Source organism: Bacillus sp. RC51 (assembly GCF_044908115.1).
Lineage (GTDB): Bacteria > Bacillota > Bacilli > Bacillales > Bacillaceae_G > Bacillus_A > Bacillus_A mycoides.
The window spans coordinates 27,607-48,985 of the sequence record NZ_JBIYCW010000020.1; the positions used below are offsets into that span (position 1 = coordinate 27,607).

At 40.8% G+C, this 21,379-nt stretch carries 2 protein-coding genes; both read right to left on the minus strand.

Annotated elements, in window-relative coordinates:
* Window positions 1-14,910, minus strand: a complete 14,910-nt coding sequence (locus ABH959_RS26765; protein WP_404493383.1) for a non-ribosomal peptide synthetase — start codon at window positions 14,908-14,910, stop codon at window positions 1-3.
* On the minus strand, window positions 14,907-21,377 hold the full coding sequence (locus ABH959_RS26770; RefSeq protein ID WP_404493384.1) for an amino acid adenylation domain-containing protein: 6,471 nt from the start codon (window positions 21,375-21,377) through the stop codon (window positions 14,907-14,909). The genes ABH959_RS26765 and ABH959_RS26770 overlap by 4 nt, the downstream gene beginning before the upstream one ends.
* Between the last annotated feature and the right edge of the window lie 2 nt (window positions 21,378-21,379).

Genomic DNA, 21,379 nt, shown 5'->3' on the forward strand with positions numbered 1-21,379 from the left:
CTACTTTTCCGTTAGCGAAAGGGATGTCTCTTTTATTCCTTCTAATTCATTTAGTAGATACTTAGCTAACTTTTCAACTGCGGGGGAAGCTACTATTTCTTCGTGTGATCCAGGGACCGAATACATATTCACTCTTCCTTTTAATAAAGGCTTCCAATCCGTAAACAATTCTTTACCTTCCTCAGCACTAAAGTAAATAACTTCCCCAAAATATGGTGTTAAATCATGCTCTGCCATTAAATTCAGACATTTCCTGTGAGCATTGATAATTTGCTTCAAATTCGTAAGATTTGCATCAGGCGGGAGCACTCCTTCCACAATTAATTGTTCAACAAGCATGTCCTGTTGATGAACAAGCTCTTCTTCCTGGTCCACTAGCTCTATATGGATGAAATGCTCCAATATATAAGATAGCATTTCATCCTCTGTCTTGTAATCCCGTTCTGAAGGCACCTTGGTATCCAATAGTACCAACACCTCAACTTCTTCTCCCTGGTTCCGTAGCATAGTTGCGATTTCATAGGCGATGGCACCGCCCAGAGACCATCCTCCCAGACGATACGGCCCCTCTGGCTGAGCCCGCTTCATTTCCTCGATGTAGAGTTGCACTACTTCCGATAAAATCAACCCGTTCATTCCTTCTTTCTCTACGAGAGGATTCTGTAGACCATAAAATGAGCAGTGATCCTTGAGTAACCTTGCTAGCTGAATGTAACAGAGTACATTACCCATAAATGGGTGAACACAGAAGAAAGGTCTTTTCTCTGATTCTTGTAATGGAACCAGAACCGATAATGATTCTTCCATACGATGATTCTCACGGATGAGACAAGCGATTCCTTCCACTGTCGGATTCTTAATTAGTGCGGGCACCTTAATCTCTTTTCCAAATTTCTCTCTGACCTTTGAAATCAATTTGATTACAAGGAGAGAGTGACCTCCTATATTGAAGAAATCATCGTTTACATGGATATCTTCTAACTGTAGCAAATCCTGCCAGATTGTAATCAGCTGATACTCGATTTCATCCCGTGGGATGATTGGTGTAGAAAAGGTACTTTCTCTTTGAATCGTTAAGCTGTTCAGTGCCTTTCGATCAACCTTCCCATTTGTTGTAAGCGGAATCGCATCCACCTCAATAAAGTGTGCAGGAATCATATAATTCGGTACTTGCCTCTTGAGATGCTCACGCCATTCATGCATACTTCCTTCACCCACCACATAGGCAACCATTCTCCGATCTCCTGGTTGGTCCTCTCTTATCAAGACTATAGCCTCTTTCACCGATGGATGACTTTCTAAATTCGCTTCAATCTCTCCAAGCTCAATCCGGAATCCTCGAATTTTCACTTGATTATCGATTCTTCCCAGATAATCCAAATGGCCATCAGCTAAATAGCGGACTAGATCTCCCGTCCGGTATAACCGTTCCCCTTCATTAAATGGATGAGGAATAAAACGTTCTAACGTTAACTCTGGACGATTCAAGTATCCTCTCGCTAGGCCTGCTCCACCGATATAAAGTTCACCCGTTACACCAACTGGAACAGGTAACAACTTCTCATCCAATACATAGGCTTGAACATTTGGCAACGGACGCCCAATGGTTACTCTCTTACTATCTTTTTTGATACGATAGCATGTCGCATCAACCGTACATTCCGTAGGACCATATACATTATAAAAATGGATATGGTCATTCTCTACTAGTTGTTCCCACAGTGATGGCATAATTGCTTCTCCACCGACCAGTACCTTGCTTGGAACATGAACACTATCGTTTTTTTCTAACAACCCCTCATCTATGAGTAATTGGAGTAGTGAAGGTGTTATATCAAACATTTCCAACTTATTCTCCCGAATATAAGATACAAACTTTTGAGGATCACTGCGAACTTCTGTTGAAATAATATATAAACTAGAACCATACAAAAGCATTTGTAATTGTTTAACGGATGAATCAAAGGCGATTGAGGCATTTAGACCAACGCGCATGTTATCATGTGCCCGATGTGAAAAAACCTCTTTCTGTAAACCATAGGATAGATTTAATACCGAATGATGCTGCACCATAACCCCTTTGGGATTCCCGGTCGAACCTGAAGTGTAGATAACATACGCCAAGTTTTCTCCTGTTACTTTACATATTGGTGAAAGGGTGTTTTCTTGCGAAATCATTGCTTGATCTCGGTCCAAACAAACTGTTTCAACTTCTTCAGGTATCCAACCTTGTGATACTTTGTTCGTAACCAATATTTGAATTCCTGTGTCCTCCAGAATATATCGTAGGTGACTTTCTGGATACGATGGATCCAGCGGAACATAGGCTGATCCAGCTTTCAAGATTCCCATGAGACCGACAATCATCTCAACTGAACGTTGGAAACAAAGCCCGACCAATGACTCCGTCCCAATCCCACATTTCTGAAGATAATGGGCCAATTGGTTTGCTTTCTCATTCAGCTCTCGATACGTCAACTGCTGCTTTTCATCTACCACTGCCACCGCATCAGGTGTACGATCCACTTGATCTTCAAACAGTTTGTGGATCACACTCTCACGTGGATACGCTGCTGCATTATCATTCCATTCTTCCAGTAGTTGTTTCTGTTCTATTTCCGTAACATACACCAGCTCCGACAGAGTTTGATCAACGTTCTCGATCATTTGCTTTAACACCTGGCTTAAATGACCCAGTATCCGTTCAATGGTGAGGCCATTAAACTTGCTACGATCATACTTCAACTTTAACAACAACTGGCTTTCTGGGACAACTGTCAATCCTAATGGATAATGAGTTTGCTCTACTCCTTCCAACCCACCAATTTCTAGATTTCCTGAGGACTCCTCTTTCACTGGGTAGTTTTCAAACACATACAAGCTATGGAACAGCGGGGTTCCTCTAGGAACTTCACTCCATCCTTGAATCTCTGTCAAAGAAGCATATTCATATTGTCTTCTTTCTATCTCTTCCTCTTGTATCTTCTGCAACCAATCCATTATTTTTATATTATCTATCAACTGAATTCGCGTCGGTGATGTGGTAATAAAAGGACCTACAATGTTTTCAACATCAATAATCTCCGTAGGGCGTCCTGAGCTAGTTACACCATAGACAATTTCATCTTCTCCACTATACCGGCTCATGAGATACGCCCACGCACCTTGAATTACTGTATTCAAAGTGAGCCTATTGCGCTTCGCCCAGTTTTGTAACGCTTGGGTTTGCTCTTCTGATAAATAAGTTACCTTCTCTGTGTAACCTTTTTCTTGCTCTTTACTTTCTAAGCCCAGCAGGGTTGGAGCTGTAAAACCTTTAAGTTTCTCTCTCCAGAATTGCTCCGCCTGCTCCTGATTCTGTTCTCTTAGCCATTGAATATATTTCTTGTATGGCGATGAATTAGGTAAATGCACGGCTTCTCCATTCATTCTCTTCTGGTACACTGTAAGCAATTCGTTAAAGACCAGTGGTAGGCTCCATCCATCCAACAGAATATGGTGATGTGTCCAAACAATTCGATATTCTTCCTCACCTTCTTGAATGACAGTCACCCGCATCAATGGCGCTTTATCAAAAAGAAAGGCTTGTTTTCGATCCAATGCCAAAAAGGCTTTTCTTTTCTCTTCTTTTTCTTCAGCAGTCAGCGTACGCCAATCTTCTACATTCACCTTAAATGGAACACTCTCATACACCACTTGTAAAGGCTCCTCAACTTCATTCCAAAGGAAAGCTGAGCGGAAAATTTCATGCCGCTGAATTATCGATTTCCACGCCTGTTCGAAAGTAGCAATATCCAATTCTCCTCTAATCATGAAACTTAATTGCACTATATACGGCGCTACATGTTCCTCCCCTTGGTCATGCAATGTATGGAAAATCATTCCTTCTTGCAAAGGCGATAGTGGATATAAATCGGTAATCGGATAATTATTTCCACGATTCATCTTGGTTAATACTTTTGTCAAACTGGCTTGGTCAAGATTAGCCATCACAAAATCTGAAACAGTCAGTGCAGATTCTCCATCCGCAGATTGAATCAATTTACTTAGTTGATGGAGCATATTCTCTGCAATACTTTGAATCGTTGATTTCGCATATTGTCCTACATTGTATACCCAAGTGAACTGAAGTTTCCCATCCGTTACCATTCCAATTACATCAATTAAATGCAATCGCTTGGAACCAGAAGCATGATCTAAGCGCTTAAATCCGTTCTCTGGAATAAGTATTGCATCGTCAGAAAACATTTGGTCAAATTGTCCAAGATAGTTAAAACTAATAGACGGTGTATGTTGAGACCCCCATTGCTCACACATTGTTGTGTTCAGATACCGCAAAATCCCATGGTCAACACCCTTATTAGGAATTTTACGCACTTGTTCTTTAACTGCTTTTAATGCTGCAATTGGCGTGTCGGCACCGGTAATATTTAAGTGAACAGGATAAATACTTGTAAACCACCCCACGGTTCTAGATAGGTCAACGTCTTCGATGATCTCTTCCCGACCATGCCCCTCCAAATCCACGGTCAGCGTCGGATGACCTGTCCATGCTGCCGTAGCCTGTACCAATGCTGTCAATAGTACTTCATTGATTTGGACACGATGAGTGCTTGAAATCTCTTTCAATAACGTACGGGTCTCTTTCTCATCTAGCACCACGGTAATCTCCTCGTTTCCTGTGTTTGCTGGAACTTCGAGGGTGGTATCCACTGGTAGCATAGCCACTTCTTGTTCGGATTGCTGCTCCCAGTAATCACGCACTTCTTGCACAATCCCAGCTTCAGCGTAATGATGCAATTTCTCCGACCACGCTTTAAAGGATGTACTCTTTGTAGGTAATTGGATCATCTGATCCTTGCTCGCTTGATTATACGCCGTTTGCAGATCCTCCAGTAAAATCCGCCAAGAAACACCATCCACTGCTAAGTGATGAATCACCCAGAATAATCGGCCGGCTCTTTTTTCACCTTCATCAAAATACACCATTCTCATTAGCGGTCCTGCGTGTAAGTGCAAGCTTGCTTGTGCAGTGTCAATCTCCGTTTGAATCACTTGATGCCATTCTGCTTGTGACACTTCGTCTAATGAAATAACGGTCAGCGTCGATTGTTCTTCGATTCCTTCGTTCCGCTGTTTCCATACTCCATTCGGTAACCGTTCATATCTTAAACGCAAAGCATCATGATGGATTAGAAGGGTACTCACAGCTTTCTCCAGTAATACTATATCCAGTCGCTCTTTTGTTCTAAAAAACATGGATTGATTCCAATGGTGTGGGTTTGGATGATCTTGTGCAAAAAACCATTGCTGGATTGGTGTAAGGATCAGTTCTCCAGTTACAACTCCCTGCTCTGCTTGTACACCCCGTTCTTCATTGACTACTTGCGCCAACTCGGCAATCGTTTGGTGTTCAAACATTTGCTTTGGCGTCAATTGCAAACCTGCTTGCTTCGCACGAGAGACAATCTGAATGCTGAGAATTGAGTCTCCACCAATTTCAAAGAAGTTATCATGGATTCCCACCTTTTTAATCCCTAATACTTGCTTCCAAATGGTGGCCAGTGTTTCTTCGTTACCATTCCGCGTGGCAACACATTCACTTTCGATTTTCCTCTCCTCTGGTACAGGTAAGGCCTCACGATCAACTTTTCCGTTAGCAGTTAGTGGAATGGCTTCCATCATCACAAATCCTGAAGGAACCATATGGCTTGGTAGTTCCGCCTTGAGATAATCTCTCCACTCACCTACATTCCCGTCACCCACGACATATGCCACCAACCGTTTATCACCCGGCTGATCTTCTCGAACAATTACAACAGCCTCTTTTATGGAGACATGTGCGTTTAAAGCAGATTCAATTTCTCCGAGCTCAATTCGGAAACCACGGATTTTCACCTGGTGATCAATCCGCCCAAGATAATCCAGATTTCCATCAGGTAAGTATCTCGCTAAGTCTCCTGTCCGATATAATCGCGCTCCTGGGTCACTACTGAATGGATGAGGAATGAAACGCTCTGCAGTCAATTCGGGTCTGTTTAAATATCCACGTGCAAGTCCTGCTCCACCAATATATAGTTCGCCAGCTACGCCAATAGGCACAGGTTGTTGACAAGTGTCTAGTACATACACTTCTAAATCTGGAATCTGTTTTCCTATATTACTTCTTGAAGCATGCTGCACATCATCTTGAGTAATTGGATAATACGTAACATGAACGGTAGTTTCTGTAATTCCATACATATTAATTAACTGTGGTTCCTGCTCTCCATACCTTTGAAACCATGGTACCAAGCTGGTAGGATCGAGTGCTTCCCCACCAAATATGACATAGCGCAGATGCAAGTCTTTCTTCTCATCTTCTTGTTCACACACTTGTATCAATTGTCGAAATGCGGATGGTGTCTGATTAAGAACCGTAACCTTTTCCTTTACTAACAGTTGATAGAAATCCTTGGGCGATCGACTAATCCAGTAAGGAACAACAATCAATCTTCCGCCATGGAGTAATGCCCCCCAAATCTCCCATACCGAGAAGTCAAACGCATAAGAATGGAAAAGCGTCCAAGTATCTTTTTCATCAAACTGATACCAACATTCCGTCGATTTAAATAAACGAATCACATTGTGATGCTCTACCATAACTCCCTTCGGATTCCCTGTTGATCCCGAAGTATAGATTACATACGCCAAGTTTTCTCCTGTCACTTCACATATTGGTGAAAGGGTGCTTTCTCGCGAAATCATCGCTTTATCCCGATCCAAACAAACTGTTTTGATTTCTTCAGTTATCCAACCTTCTAATGCTTCGTTCGTGACCAATACTTGAATCCCTGTGTCCTCCAGAATATATCGTAGGCGACTTTCTGGATACGATGGATCCAATGGAACATAGGCTGCCCCAGCTTTCAAGATCCCCATGAGACCGACAATCATCTCAACTGAACGCTGGAAGCAGAGACCAACCAATGACTCGCTCCCAATCCCACATTTCTGGAGATAATGTGCCAATTGGTTTGCTTTTTCATTCAGCTCTCGATAGGTTAACTGCTGTTTTTCATCTACCACTGCCACCGCGTCAGGTGTACGATTTACTTGCTCTTCATACAGCTGATGAATCCCAAATTCCTGTGGATATGCTACAGCATTATTATTCCACTCTTCTAACTGTTTTTGCTGTAATCCTGACAGTATCGGCAACTTAGCTAATGATTTATCAGGATGTTCCACGATTAAATTCAACCAGTTTCCAAAATTTTCGGCTATGGATTCAATAGTTAAACTGTCAAATAAATCAGTCCTATAAACAAAAGTAAGCAATAAGCCCTCTTCCACTTCTGCGGCAGTTAAACTTAAATCAAATTTGGCGATTGAAGCGTGGCTGTCCATTACTTCTATACTTCGTCCATGTAGCTGTGGTAGCTCTTGTCCCGTATTTTGCAAAGTAAACATGGTTTGGAAAATCGGAGAATGACTTGTACTTCGTTCAGGTTGGATAACCTCCACAATTTTCTCAAACGGAACATCTTGGTACTCATATGCCTTCAATGCTTTTATCCGCACTTGAGACAACAACTCTTTAAATGCCGGTGCGCCACTTAAATCAGCCCGATAGACTAACGTATTGACAAAGAAACCAATCAATCCTTCAATCTCTCGATAATTTCGATTCGCAATTGGGCTTCCAACAAGAATATCTGATTGTCCTGTATAACGGGCAAGGAAACTTTGATAAGATGCCAATAAGGTCATGAAAAGCGTTGCCCCTTCTTGACGACTAAGTTCGTTTAATTTATCCAGTAATGAGCGTGACAACAACACATTATGAGTTAATCCATGGTGGGTTTGTACCGGAGGACGGGGACGATCCATCGGCAACATTAAGACTGGTAACTCACCAGACAGTTCTTCCTTCCAATATGCAAGCTGTTGATTTAGTACTTCCTCTTTTAACCAATCCCTTTGCCATTGAGCAAAATCGGCATATTGAACTGGTAATGGTGCGAGCTCTGCTGGTTTTTCGCCAATCGCCTCCTCATAAAATACCATCCATTCTTGGAGCAAGATTTCCATCGACCATCCATCCGAGATAATATGATGCATATTACACAGAAGAACCCATTCTTCTTCTGAAATTTTCACGATTTGTCCACGGAACAATGGCCCTTGCTCTAAGTCAAATGGGGATTCGACTTCAGTTTGAATCCATTGCTCCACTTCTCTTTCTCTCTCTTCTGGAGAAATCTTAGTTAAATCAATTTGTGGAAGGGAACGGAAAGTATACGGTTGAATCTTCTGCACAGGATGACCGTCCACTTCATGAAATACTGTCCGCAATGATTCATGACGCTCTATCAACTGATTCCATCCCAACTCCAATGCTTCTAGTAACCAATTTCCTGTAAGACGGCATACCATCGGCATATTATAAAGTGCACTATTAGGTGTAAATTGATCGATAAACCATAAGCGCTGTTGAGCATAAGAAAGTGGAATGGCATTTCCTCGTTCCATAGGCATCAATGGTGGAGTTTCTCGTTTTTTGCCTCCCTTACGTAACTGATCTACTCGCTTCGCCAGTGCCTCCACCGTTGAATACTCGAACAGTTCACGCACCAGTAGTTTTATTTGAAAGACTTCTTGTAAACGTGAAACCACTTGAGTAGCAAGTAGAGAATGACCACCAAGTTCAAAGAAAGAATCCTGAACACCTATATTTTCTATTCCTAGCACTTGACTCCACACTGAAGCGATAAGTTCTTCTAGCGGAGTTCGTGCGTGAACGGTATTTTCAGTAGATAATTTGCTAGGTATTGGCAATGCCTTTAAATCAAGTTTTCCATTCGGTGTAAGTGGTAAAAATTCCATCTCAATAAAGTTTGTTGGGACCATATAATTTGGTAAATGTATTTGTAGATGCTCTCGCCATTCTTGGACACTTCCTTCACCAACTACATAAGCTACTAATCTCTTGTCGCCTGGATCATCCTCTCGTACCAATACAACCGCTTCTTTCACAGAAGAATGTGCCTGCAAAACTGCTTCTATTTCTCCCAATTCAATCCGGAAACCACGAATTTTCACTTGGTCATCTATACGACCATGGAACTGGAGAGCACCATCAGAAAGATAACTTGCTTTGTCTCCGGTGTAATAGAGACGCTCTCCTGACTTGAATGGATGCGAAATAAATTTTTCCTTTGTAAGGTCCGGACGATTAGCATATCCACGAGCAAGACTCTTCCCTCCAATATAGAGATCTCCAATCACACCACTTGGTACTAGCTGAAGATGAGAATCTAACACATAAACTTCTGTATTCGCAATCGGTCGACCAATCGATGGCGTACCTGTTGTCACTCCTACAGGTACATAACAATCCGTGGTAACAACGGTATTTTCCGATGGACCATACTGATTGATTACCGCAAAAGGAATATCGTTAGATGGATACTGCGTTAATTGATCCCCGCCGGTAATGATAAAACGAAGATCCGTTTTACCTGGCCAAGATAATTTCAAGAGTCTTTCCAGAATAGGCGTAGGTGCAAAACTAGCTGTTATTCGCGAATCAATGAGCCAGTCTCTTAGTGCTTCTGGATTAATTCTCAGTTCCTCTGTTGACAAGTAGAGTGCTGCACCAGCAGTTAGATACGGCCAAATCTCCTGGACAGCCGAATCAAAAGCAATCCCTGCAATCTGAGTCGCACGATCCTCTGCTGTAATACGATAAACTTCTTGATGCCAAGAAACCATATTCATTAATGAGCGATATTCAATCATGACACCCTTTGGCTTTCCTGTAGAACCAGAGGTATAGACAATGTAAGCTAAGTTCTCTGGATTTATCTGCCGTGTAGGTGCGATTACGCTTTCCACTGTTAACTCTTCTAACCTCACCATTTCGACCTGTTCGAAAAGGCCTTCTTGTCCTTCCGCCGTCACTACAAATTGAATTCCTGCATCTTCAATCATGTATTCTAACCTTGATTTTGGATACAACGGATCTAAAACGACATAAGCTCCACCAGCTTTTAATATGCCTAGTAAACTTACCATGAGCTCAGCCGACCTCGGAAGATAAACTCCCACGACTGACTCTGGAGCAACTCCTTTTCGCTGTAAAACATTTGCCAACTGATTTGCTTGTGCATCCAGTTCACCGTAAGTCCAATCTTTTGTTTGATCAACTACCGCAATCGCTTCAGGACGCTTTGCTACTCGTTCCTCAAATCTGTCGCAAATAAGACCCTGTGGGGGCATTTCCATTACAGTGTCATTCCATGTTTCTAATAACAAAGTACGCTCAGGTTCCGATAGCATGCTCAGACTATGCAACGGATTTTGCGGGTAATGGGAAACTTCGTGTAGCCATTTCTCAAAGTGCCCTGCCATCCGTTCAATAGTTGTGGCATTGAATAAATCCTTATTGTATTCAAAAGTAAAACGTACTCCCTCTTCCGTCTCAGCTACCATTACGCTTAAATCAAACTTTGCGATTGGACTATGGGTTTCTATCATTTCAATACTTCTACCAGATAACACCGGGAACTCTTGTTTCATATTTTGCAAGATGAACATAGTCTGGAAGATTGGCGAATGACTTGTACTCCGCTCTGGTTGTACAACTTCCACAATTTTTTCAAAAGGGATATCTTGATACTCATACGCCTTCAATGCTTTTTGACGAACCTGAGACAGAACATCCTGAAATGTCGGTCTACCACTTAGATTAGCCCGATATACCAAGGTGTTGACGAAGAAACCAATAAGTCCTTCAATTTCTCTATAATTTCGATTAGCAATTGGACTTCCGACCAGAATATCTTCTTGTCCCGTATAGCGGGATAGAAAACTTTGATATGCAGCTAACAGGGTCATGAAGAGTGTAGCCCCTTCTTGACGACTAAATTCATTTAATTTGTCATGTAGCGTGCTTGGCAGAACCAGGGTGTATGTCGACCCGTGATGAGTTTGTATTGCGGGACGCGGGCGATCCATAGGAAGTTGGAGTACAGGAAGCTCCCCAGACAATTCTTCCCTCCAATATTGGAGTTGTTGATCAAGCACTTCCGCCTTCAGCCATCCTTTTTGCCACTGAGCGAAGTCGGCATATTGAACCGGTAATGGTTCAAGTTCTGCTATCTTTCCATCCGTAGCTTTCTCATAGAATGCCATCCATTCTTCAAGTAGGACTCCCATTGACCATCCATCTGAAATGATATGATGTAAAGTACAAAGGAGAATCCATTCTTCCTCTCCCACTTGCAAAATACTTGTCCTGATTAGTGGGCCCTCTGTTAAATCAAATGGCACTTCTGTTTCTTGTTGAATCAAACGTTTAACTTCTTCTTCTCGGTCTTCTGGAGAAAGCATAGTTAAATCCGTTTTCGGAATTGATCGAAAAGCATACGGTTCAATTTGCTGCACGGGCTGACCGTTCACTTCATGAAAGACCGTCCGCAATGATTCATGACGCTCTATGAGCTGATTCCATCCCTTTTCCAATGCCTCAGGTAGCCAACTCCCTGTAAGGCGGCATACCATTGGCATATTGTAAAGGGCGCTATTAGGTGTAAATTGATCGATAAACCATAAGCGCTGTTGGGCATAAGAGAGCGGAATAGTTTCCCCTCTTTCCATCGGCATTAGTGGCGGAATCTCTCGTTTTCTATCTCCTTTACGTAACTGATCTAATCGCTTTGCCAGTGACTCCACCGTTGCATACTCAAATAGTTCACGTACCGGTAATTCGATTTGAAAGATTTTTTGTAAGCGTGAAACTACTTGAGTAGCTAGCAGCGAGTGACCACCAATCTCAAAAAAAGAATCCTGAACACTTATATTTTTTATACCTAACACTTGGCCCCATACGGAAACAATGAGCTCCTCTACTGGTGTTCGTGATGAAGTAGTAATATCTTCACTTATGAACTGTGCCTCCAATTCCAATAAAGCTTTCCGATTCACCTTACCATTTGGAGTGAGTGGCATCCCTTCAACTTGGAAGAAGTATGCCGGAACCATATAATGTGGCAATTGCTTCTTAAGATATTCACGCCACTCTCCAGTATCCCCTTCACCCACTACATAAGCTACTAACTGCTTATCTCCTGGTCGATCTTCCTTCACCAACACGACAGCCTCTTTTACAGATGAGTGATCATGTAAAGCTGCTTCGATTTCTCCCAGTTCAATTCGGAATCCTCTGATTTTGACTTGGTTATCCATTCTTCCAATATACTCCAAGTTACGATCATTCATATATCTCACCAGGTCACCCGTTCGATATAATCGTTCCCCTTCCTTAAAGGGATGCGGAATAAAACGCTCAGTAGTTAACTCTGGTCGATTGAAGTAGCCACGTGCCAATCCTACTCCTCCAAGGTAAAGTTCCCCCGCCACACCAATCGGTACCACCTGTTGATGTTGATCTAACACATACAACTCTGTATTATCAATTGGACGACCAATTGGAATAAGCATAGGTTCTTTTTCTAAATCACAATTATAATAAGTCACATCCACAGTCGCTTCGGTAGGACCATACAAGTTAATTAACTTTGTTTGCTGAACATCGTAAAATACCCCCTTAAAGCGGCGAACCTGTTCAGTATTTAATGCTTCTCCACTAGTAAAAACCTGATTTAAAGACGCTACATCCCTTTTCGAATTATATTGTTCCATATAATCCAAGAAAGTAGATAACATCGACGGAACAAAGTGAATGGTGTTCACACGATATCGTTCGATATACTCCTCAATCACCGCAGGATCTTTCTCTCCTCCTGGTGGAAGCAAACAAACACGTGCTCCTACAAATGACCACCAAAATAATTCCCAGACAGAAACATCAAACGAAAACGGTGTCTTTTGTAGAATTGTATCCTCCTCAGATAATGGATATTTTTTCTGCATCCACTGTAGGCGGTTGATAACCGAATGGTGTTCAATCATTACTCCCTTCGGATTTCCCGTCGAACCCGAAGTGTATATGATATAGGCTAAGTTATTTGCAGTTACTCCACTTACCGGAGCCAAATTACTCTCTTTAGAAATCATTACTTGATCCCGGTCTAAACAAATTGCTTGAATATCTTTAGGTAACCAGTCCTGTAGTGCCTCGTTTGTTAACAGCACTTGAATTTGTGAATTCTCTAAAATGTATCTCAGACGGTTTTCGGGATAACTTGGGTCCAGTGGGACATAAGCCCCTCCTGCTTTCAAAATCCCAAAGAGACCAATAATCATATCAGGAGAGCGTTCAACACATATACCAACCAATGATTCAGGTCCTATACCTCGTTTTTGTAGATAATGTGCCAATTGGTTCGATTTTTCATTGAGTTCTTGATACGTTAACTTTCCACCCTCATAAACTACCGCCACTGCATCAGGTGTACGTGCCACTTGCTGCTCAAATAGCTCATGAATCATACACTCATGACCATAAACTATGTCAGTATCATTCCATTCTTCTAGGAGTTGTTTCTGCTCTGTGTCCGATAACATTGACAGCTTTGTATATGATTCATCTGGATGATACGCGATTTCATTTAACCAGTTCTCAAAATGGCCTGCCATACGTGCAACGGTACTACTATCAAATAAATCCGTGTTGTATTCAAATGAGACAAATAGACCTTCTTCCACTTCGTAGGCAGTTAAACTCAGATCAAATTTTACAATAGACATATTACTTTCTACCATTTCGATACTTCTACCAGACAAATCTAGTCGTTCTTGTTTTATATTCTGTAGTGTAAACATGGTCTGAAAGATAGGAGAATGACTCATACTTCGTTCAGGTTGCACAGCTTCTACCACTTTTTCAAATGGTATATCTTGATATTCGTAAGCTTTTAACGCCTTTTTCTTTGTTTGGTTCAAAATCTCCCGAAAAGTAGGGGTGCCACTCAAATCTGATCGGTAAACCAACGTATTAACAAAGAAACCGATTAATCCTTCTACTCCCCTATGATTCCGATTTGCAATCGGACTTCCGACTAGAATATCTTTTTGCCCCGTATAACGAGCAAGAAAGCTCTGGTATGCAGCCATTAAAGTCATAAATAAGGTAGATCCTTCTTGTCGACTTATATCCTTTAATTGATTGAGTAATCTATAAGGAACAATCACGTGATGCGTATCCCCAGCGTAAGTTTGCGTAACCGGTCGAGGTCGGTCCACTGGCAGTTGTAATATAGGAAGCTCCCCAGACAATTCTTCCTCCCAATACGTAAGTTGACGATTTAACACATCACCTTGCAACCACTCCTTTTGCCACTTCGCAAAGTCTGCATATTGAATGGATAGTGAAGTTAATTTAGCAGGATTCCCGCCCGTTTCTTCTTCATAGAAAGTAAGTAATTCATTCATGAGTATACCGATGGACCAAGCATCAGAAATAATATGATGCATCGTACATAGTAATAACCATTCATCCTTCCCTAATTGAACAAGCTGATTACGAATTAAAGGGCCATTCATTAAATCAAATGGTTCTTGCGCTTCTCTCGCAATTAAACTATCTACCTCTTTTTCTTTTACTTCTAGAGGAAGTTGCGAGTAATCCCTTACAGGTAATGCTCTAGGAAGGAATTCGACAATTTGTTGTACAGGTTGTTCTCCTACTTCTTTAAAAACGGTTCGTAATGATTCATGACGTTCAATGAGTCGATTGAATCCCTTTTCTAATGCTTCAGGAATCCAATTTCCTTTTAGAAGCCATACCGTTGGAATATTATATAAAGAACTGTTTGGGTTAAATCTGTCCATAAACCACAAACGTTGTTGTGCATAAGACAACGGAAGTGCTTCTTTATTCTCCTTTTTTTGCATTTTCTTCTGAAGCCAAGCTCTTTTCTCAGGAGAAAGTGAACTCAGCTTTGCATGTAAATCACTTCTCATTTTTTTACCCCTTCCTCAACTAAATTACTCTCGAATATTCCTTGTGCTTCTTCCTCTGATAGCTCTTCTAATTGCTTAAGTAGTTCAAGTAATTCTTCATCATTACTCACTTCTGCTTCTTTTTGAATATAGTCTTGAAGACTTACATTCTCCTTACTATCATTCTGTATTTCTTGATTTTTGTTATAGAACAATTGATCAATCTGTTTTGCCAATTGTTGCACCGTATGAAACGTAAATAGATCATGCAATGGTAACTCGATTCCAAAAGCCTCTTTAAGATTGGAAACAGCTTGTGTAGCAAGTAATGAATGCCCACCTATTTCAAAAAACGAATCCTGCACTCCAATATTTTCTACACCTAAAACTTGATGCCATATTGAAACGATTGTTTTTTCCGTAGGTGTACGGGGAGCAATATACCCCCTTACTATCTCCTGTCTCTCTGGTACTGGTAAGGCCTTCCTATCAATCTTTCCATTTGGAGTGAGTGGAAATGCATTCAATCCGACAAAATAGGCTGGAATCATGTAATTTGGTAGCTGGTCCTTGAGATAATCACGCCACTTATGAGCATCCCCATCTCCCACAACATAGGCAATCAAACGTGGATCACCAAGATAATCTTCCCGCACCATCACAAGAACTTCGTTAACTAATGTATGCTTTTGCAATGTCACTTCAATTTCTCCTAGTTCAATCCGGAACCCACGAATTTTTACCTGATGATCGATTCGGCCAAGATACTCCAAATTTCCATCTGGCAGATACCTTACTAGGTCTCCAGTCCGGTATACTCGCTCTCCTTCTTTAAACGGATGCGGTATAAAACAATCTTGCGTTAAGTCAGGACGGTTTAAGTATCCACGTACTAATCCTGATCCACCAATGTAAAGCTCACCAACTACACCAATTGGAACCATTTTTTGTTCAGCACTCAGTACATATACTTCTGCATTGAAGACTGGTTTACCAATTGGTGGTACCCTATACATGACACCCTTTTCTAATTCCATATATGTGGAATACGTAGTATCTTCGGACGGTCCATATAGGTTGTACACCTTCTCAATCGTACTTCTCTCGTATAAATCTTGAACGAGTGAATATGGTAATGGTTCTCCAGCCAAATTCATCACCTTTACCGAAGAAGGAATTGTTTTTGCGCGAACCAGTTCCTTCGCTGCCGATGGCACAGTATTGACCAAAGTCACACCCTTGGTAGACAACTTGTCTAGATGTAGAGCATTTTCAGCGACAATCACCTTACCACCCATCGTTAAGGGAACAAACACTTCAAAAACGGATAGATCAAAGGATAGCGAAGTTGAAGCTAATACTCCCGCTAATTCCTTTTGGGAATATGTGTGATGCGCCCAATGAATCATTGTTACTGTATTCCTGTGCTCAATCATTACCCCCTTTGGATTTCCAGTGGAACCTGAAGTATAGATAATATAGGCTAAATTATCGCCCGTCACTTCACTGGTACACACTGTAGTTACTTCTTGTTCTATTTCTTCTCGATCACGATCAATACAAATCACGGCAACGGATTTAGTTATAACCATTTTTTGTTGTAACTTTTCCTGTGTCACCAGTACCTTTATTTGAGCATCCTCTAAAATGTATTGCAGTCGACTTTCCGGATACGCTGGATCAATTGGGACATATGCTCCTCCTGCCTTCATAATTCCTAAGAGGCCGACAATCATCTCGGATGAACGTGTAACGCAAATCCCAACCAATGATTCGCATGCAACACCATTTTTCTGTAAATAATGTGCCAGCTGATTCGAGCGTTCGTCCAACTCTCGATATGTTAGTTCTTCATCTTCGCACACTACTGCAATTGCTTCTGGTGTTTTTTTCACTTGTTCTTCAAACAATGTATGAATCGTGCTTTCTTGTATATCTACAACACCTGATTCATTCCATTCCTCTAGTAATTGCTTATATTCTGCTTTCGATAACATATTCAGTTCAGATAATAAATATTTTGGATGAGAGACACTTTGATTTAACCAATGTTCAAAATGACTTGCCATGCGTTCAATGGTTGTATCATTAAACAAATCAGTATTGTATTCAAAGGTTAGCGATAATCCTTCTTCCGTCTCAGAAGCAAATAAACTCAAATCAAATTTCGCAACAGAAGCATGACTTTCCATGAGTTCCATGTTTCTTTCAGATAGCTGAGGAAACGCTTGTTTCGTATTCTGTAAAGTAAACATGGTTTGAAATATCGGTGAATGACTTGTATTCCGTTCCGGTTTTACAGATTCCACCACTTTCTCAAATGGAATGTCCTGATACTCGTAGGCTTTTAGTGCTTTTTTTCGTACCTGCGACAAAAGTTCTTGGAACGTCGGATTTTCACTGAAATCAGCTCGATAAACCAACGTATTTGCAAAGAAACCTATTAATCCCTCAATCTCTTTAACATTTCGATTTGCAATTGGGCTTCCAACCAAGATGTCGTCTTGTCCTGTATAACGAGAAAGGAAGCTTTGATACGCTGCCATCAATGTCATAAATAAAGTGCATCCTTCTTGCAGACTTAAATCTTTGAGCTTTTCCAGTAGGGAATTCGCCACTAATAAGGATTGACTCGCACCACGGTGGGTTTGAACCGCAGGTCGAGGACGATCCATCGGTAATTGTAAAACCGGTAGCTCCCCAGACAATTCTTCCTTCCAATATTGGAGGTGCTGATCCAAATTCTCTTCATTTTGCCATGCCTTCTGCCACATGACAAAGTCTGCATATTGGACAGATAACTCCTTCAGTTCCGCCGGTTTTCCACTTAGTGCTCCTTCATAAAAAGCCATCCATTCTTCAAGTAAGATTCCCATTGACCACCCATCCGAAATAATATGATGCATCGTACAAAGGAGAATCCATTCTTCCCTGTCCACTTTCAATATTCGTGTTCGAATCAGAGGACCTTGTCCAAAGTGAAATGGCTCCTCCGCTTCGTTTTGAATGAGCCGTTTCATTTCTCTTTCCCTATCTTCCGAACAGAGGTCTGTTAGATTCGTTTGAGGGATGGGTCTGAATACATGAGATTGAACCTGTTGAAAAGGTTCACCTTCTTGTTCTAGAATTATCGTCCGTAATGATTCATGACGTTTCAACAACTGATTCCATCCGGCCTCCAATGCTTCAATTGACCATTTTCCTGTTAAACGACACGCTGCATGAATATTGTACATCTCACTATTTGGCATTAATTGATCAATAAACCATAGGCGTTTCTGTGCATAGGAAAGTGGAATAAATTCTTCCCGCATCATAGGTACAAGGGATGGAACCCCTCGTTTTTTATCTTCTTTGCGCAACTGATTTACTCGTTTCGCTAATGCTTCCACTGTATCGTGCTTGAAAAGTTCACGTAGCGGGATTTTAATCTGGAACAATTCTTGTAATCGAGAGACGATTTGAGTAGCGAGTAGTGAGTGCCCACCCCGTTCAAAAAAGGAATCCTGAATACCGATATTTTCTGTTCCTAACACTTGACTCCAAACCGAGGCAATAAGCTCTTCCGAAGGCGTCCGAGGTAGAACATTTAAATTCCCTATAGGTCGCTCATCAGGTGCTGGTAAGGCCTTTCGATTGATTTTCCCATTCGGAGTAAGCGGGAACTGTTCTAACTCTACAAGGTGCGCTGGAATCATGTGATTTGGCAATTGGTTTTGTAGATACTCTCGCCACTTTCGGGTATTTCCATCGCTTATTACATATGCAACCAATCGTTGATCACCTGGACGGTCTTCTCTAACTAATACGACAGCCTCTTTAATAAACGAACATTTTTCTAAAGTCGCTTCAATTTCTCCTAATTCAATCCTAAAACCGCGCATTTTTACTTGATGGTCCATTCTACCTATAAATTCTATATTTCCATCAGTTAGATATCTTACTGAATCTCCTGTTCGATATAGTCGTTCCCCCAATCGAAATGGATGCGAAACGAATTTTTCAGCAGTAAGATTCGGACGATTTAAGTATCCACGTGCTAAACCAGCACCACCAATATATAACTCACCCTCAATTCCTATTGATTGCAAGCGTTGATTTTGGTCTAATACATATAATTGCGTGTTCTGTATTGGCTGCCCAATAGAAACAAATTCTTGATTAGGCTGAATATCAAATGCATTTACATAAATAGTGGCTTCAGTTGGTCCATAAAAGTTGGTTAATTTCACTTGTCCACTATAATTCCATTTCTGTTGAAATCGTCTAACTAACCCTGAACTTAGTTCTTCTCCACCAGAAAATACATGGCGTACGGACGAACAATTCATGTTCAATTCAATATGATTGAAGTGATCTAAGAAAACAGATAACATCGAAGGTACAAATTGAACTATAGTAACCTGATGTTTTTTAATCACTTCAGCTATAATAGAAGGATCTTTTTCTCCACCTCGAGGTAGGAAAGATACACTTGCTCCAACGTGAATACCCCAAAATAACTCCCAAACAGATACATCAAATGAGAATGGGGTTTTCTGCAAGACCACATCCTTTTCAGAAAGTGGATATTTATGTTGCATCCATTCTAGGTAATTGATTACTGAATGATGCTCAATCATCACTCCCTTTGGATTACCTGTAGATCCTGAAGTATACATAACATACGCTAAACTTCTCCCTGTTACACCACTTATACATGGGATTGATTCTTCTTTTTTAATTGCAGTATAATCTTTATTCATACAAATCGTTTCAACATATTCAGATATATATAAATTTTTTGAATTTTCTTCCGTCACTAGTACTTCGATTCCAGCATCCTCTAATATATAACGAAGCCGACTCTCTGGATAAGTAGGATCAAGTGGAACATACGCCCCTCCTGATTTTAGAATACCTAATAACGCTATCATCATTTGTAATGAACGTTCCATATATACCCCGACTAGAGACTCTGAACCTACACCACGCTTTTGTAAATAATGTGCTAGCTGATTCGCACGCTCATCCAACTCTCTATAGGTAATTTGTTCATTTTCGTACATTGCTGCGATTGCTTCTGGATTTTTCTTGACTTGCTCCTCAAACACCGTATGAATCATGCCTTCAGCTGAATATTTTACTTGAGTATTATTCCATTCCTCTAGTAACTGTGTCTGCTCTTCCACTGTTAAATGAGTAATTTCAAAGAGTTTTGAATCTAAGCTCTTCGTCATCTGAATTAATATTTGCAATAAGTGACCCTGAATCCGATTTATTGTTTTTTCATTAAAATAGCTTCGATCATACATCAACTTTAAAGTAATTTTCTTACCGGGCATTACAATGAGTGTTAAAGGATAATTTGTTTGTTCCGCGCTTTTAACATCTAGTAATCTTAAATCATCATTTCTCTTACCTTGAATTGGATAATTTTCAAACACATACAAGGTATGAAATAAGGAACTATTCCGCGGAACCTCACTCCACCCTTGAATATCAACCAACGAATTATGCTCATATTGTCTTCGTTCCATTTCTTTCATCTGTATTTTACGAAGCCAATCTACTACTGATGTATCATCCGTTAATTGAATTCTCGTAGGTAATGTGTTAATAAATAGACCTACCATATTCTCTGCTCCTATCAAATCAGTAGGACGTCCAGAGCTAGTTATGCCAAATACGATGTCACTTTCACCGCTATACCTACTCATCAAATAGGCCCATGCGCCTTGTACTAACGTATTCAATGTTAATCGACTATTTCGTACCCACTCTTGTAAATTCTCAGTGAGTTCCTCAGATATCTGATAAACACACTCTCCATAGCCCTTCTCCTGTTCTTGATCCTTTCTTTCCATCGCTAATGGCGTAGGTGCATAAAACCCCTTTAATTCTTCTGTCCAAAATTCCTCTGCTTGACTTTGATCTTGTTTATTTATCCACTGGATATATTTTTTATAAGGAAGAGATTTAGGAAGATTCAACAATTCTCCCTTTATCATCTTGAGATAAACTTCCATCACTTCACTAAAGACCAATGACACACTCCACCCATCTAGCAAAATATGATGATGTGTCCAAATGATTCTCGTTTCCTCTTCTGCTTCTTTAATCGCAGTGACTCTCATCAACGGTGCTTCATCCAATAAAAATCCTTTTCTACGATCTGCAGTCAAAAACTGGTGTAATTTCTTCTCCCTCTCCTCATGCGAATGGGCACTCCAATCCTCTTGATGAATAGTAAAAGGAAGACGTTGGTAAACTGCTTGCAGAGGTTTTTCTACTTCCTCCCACACAAATACTGAGCGTAGAACTTCATGTCGATGAATAACATATTCCCAAGCCTTTTCAAAAGTAGCAACATCCAATTGCCCCCCGAGCAAGAAGCCTACTTGTACAATGTAGGAAAAAGAATGTTCATCATCTTGATCGTATAAAGTATGAAACAATATTCCTTTTTGCAAAGGTGATAATCCATATATATCTATAACGTCTCCCATCT

Bases quoted from the DNA above. Each gene is read 5' to 3' on its own strand.
- ABH959_RS26770 (WP_404493384.1), bottom strand. From the start codon at position 21,377: ATGGGAGACGTTATAGATATATATGGATTATCACCTTTGCAAAAAGGA.
- ABH959_RS26765 (WP_404493383.1), bottom strand. From the start codon at position 14,910: ATGAGAAGTGATTTACATGCAAAGCTGAGTTCACTTTCTCCTGAGAAA.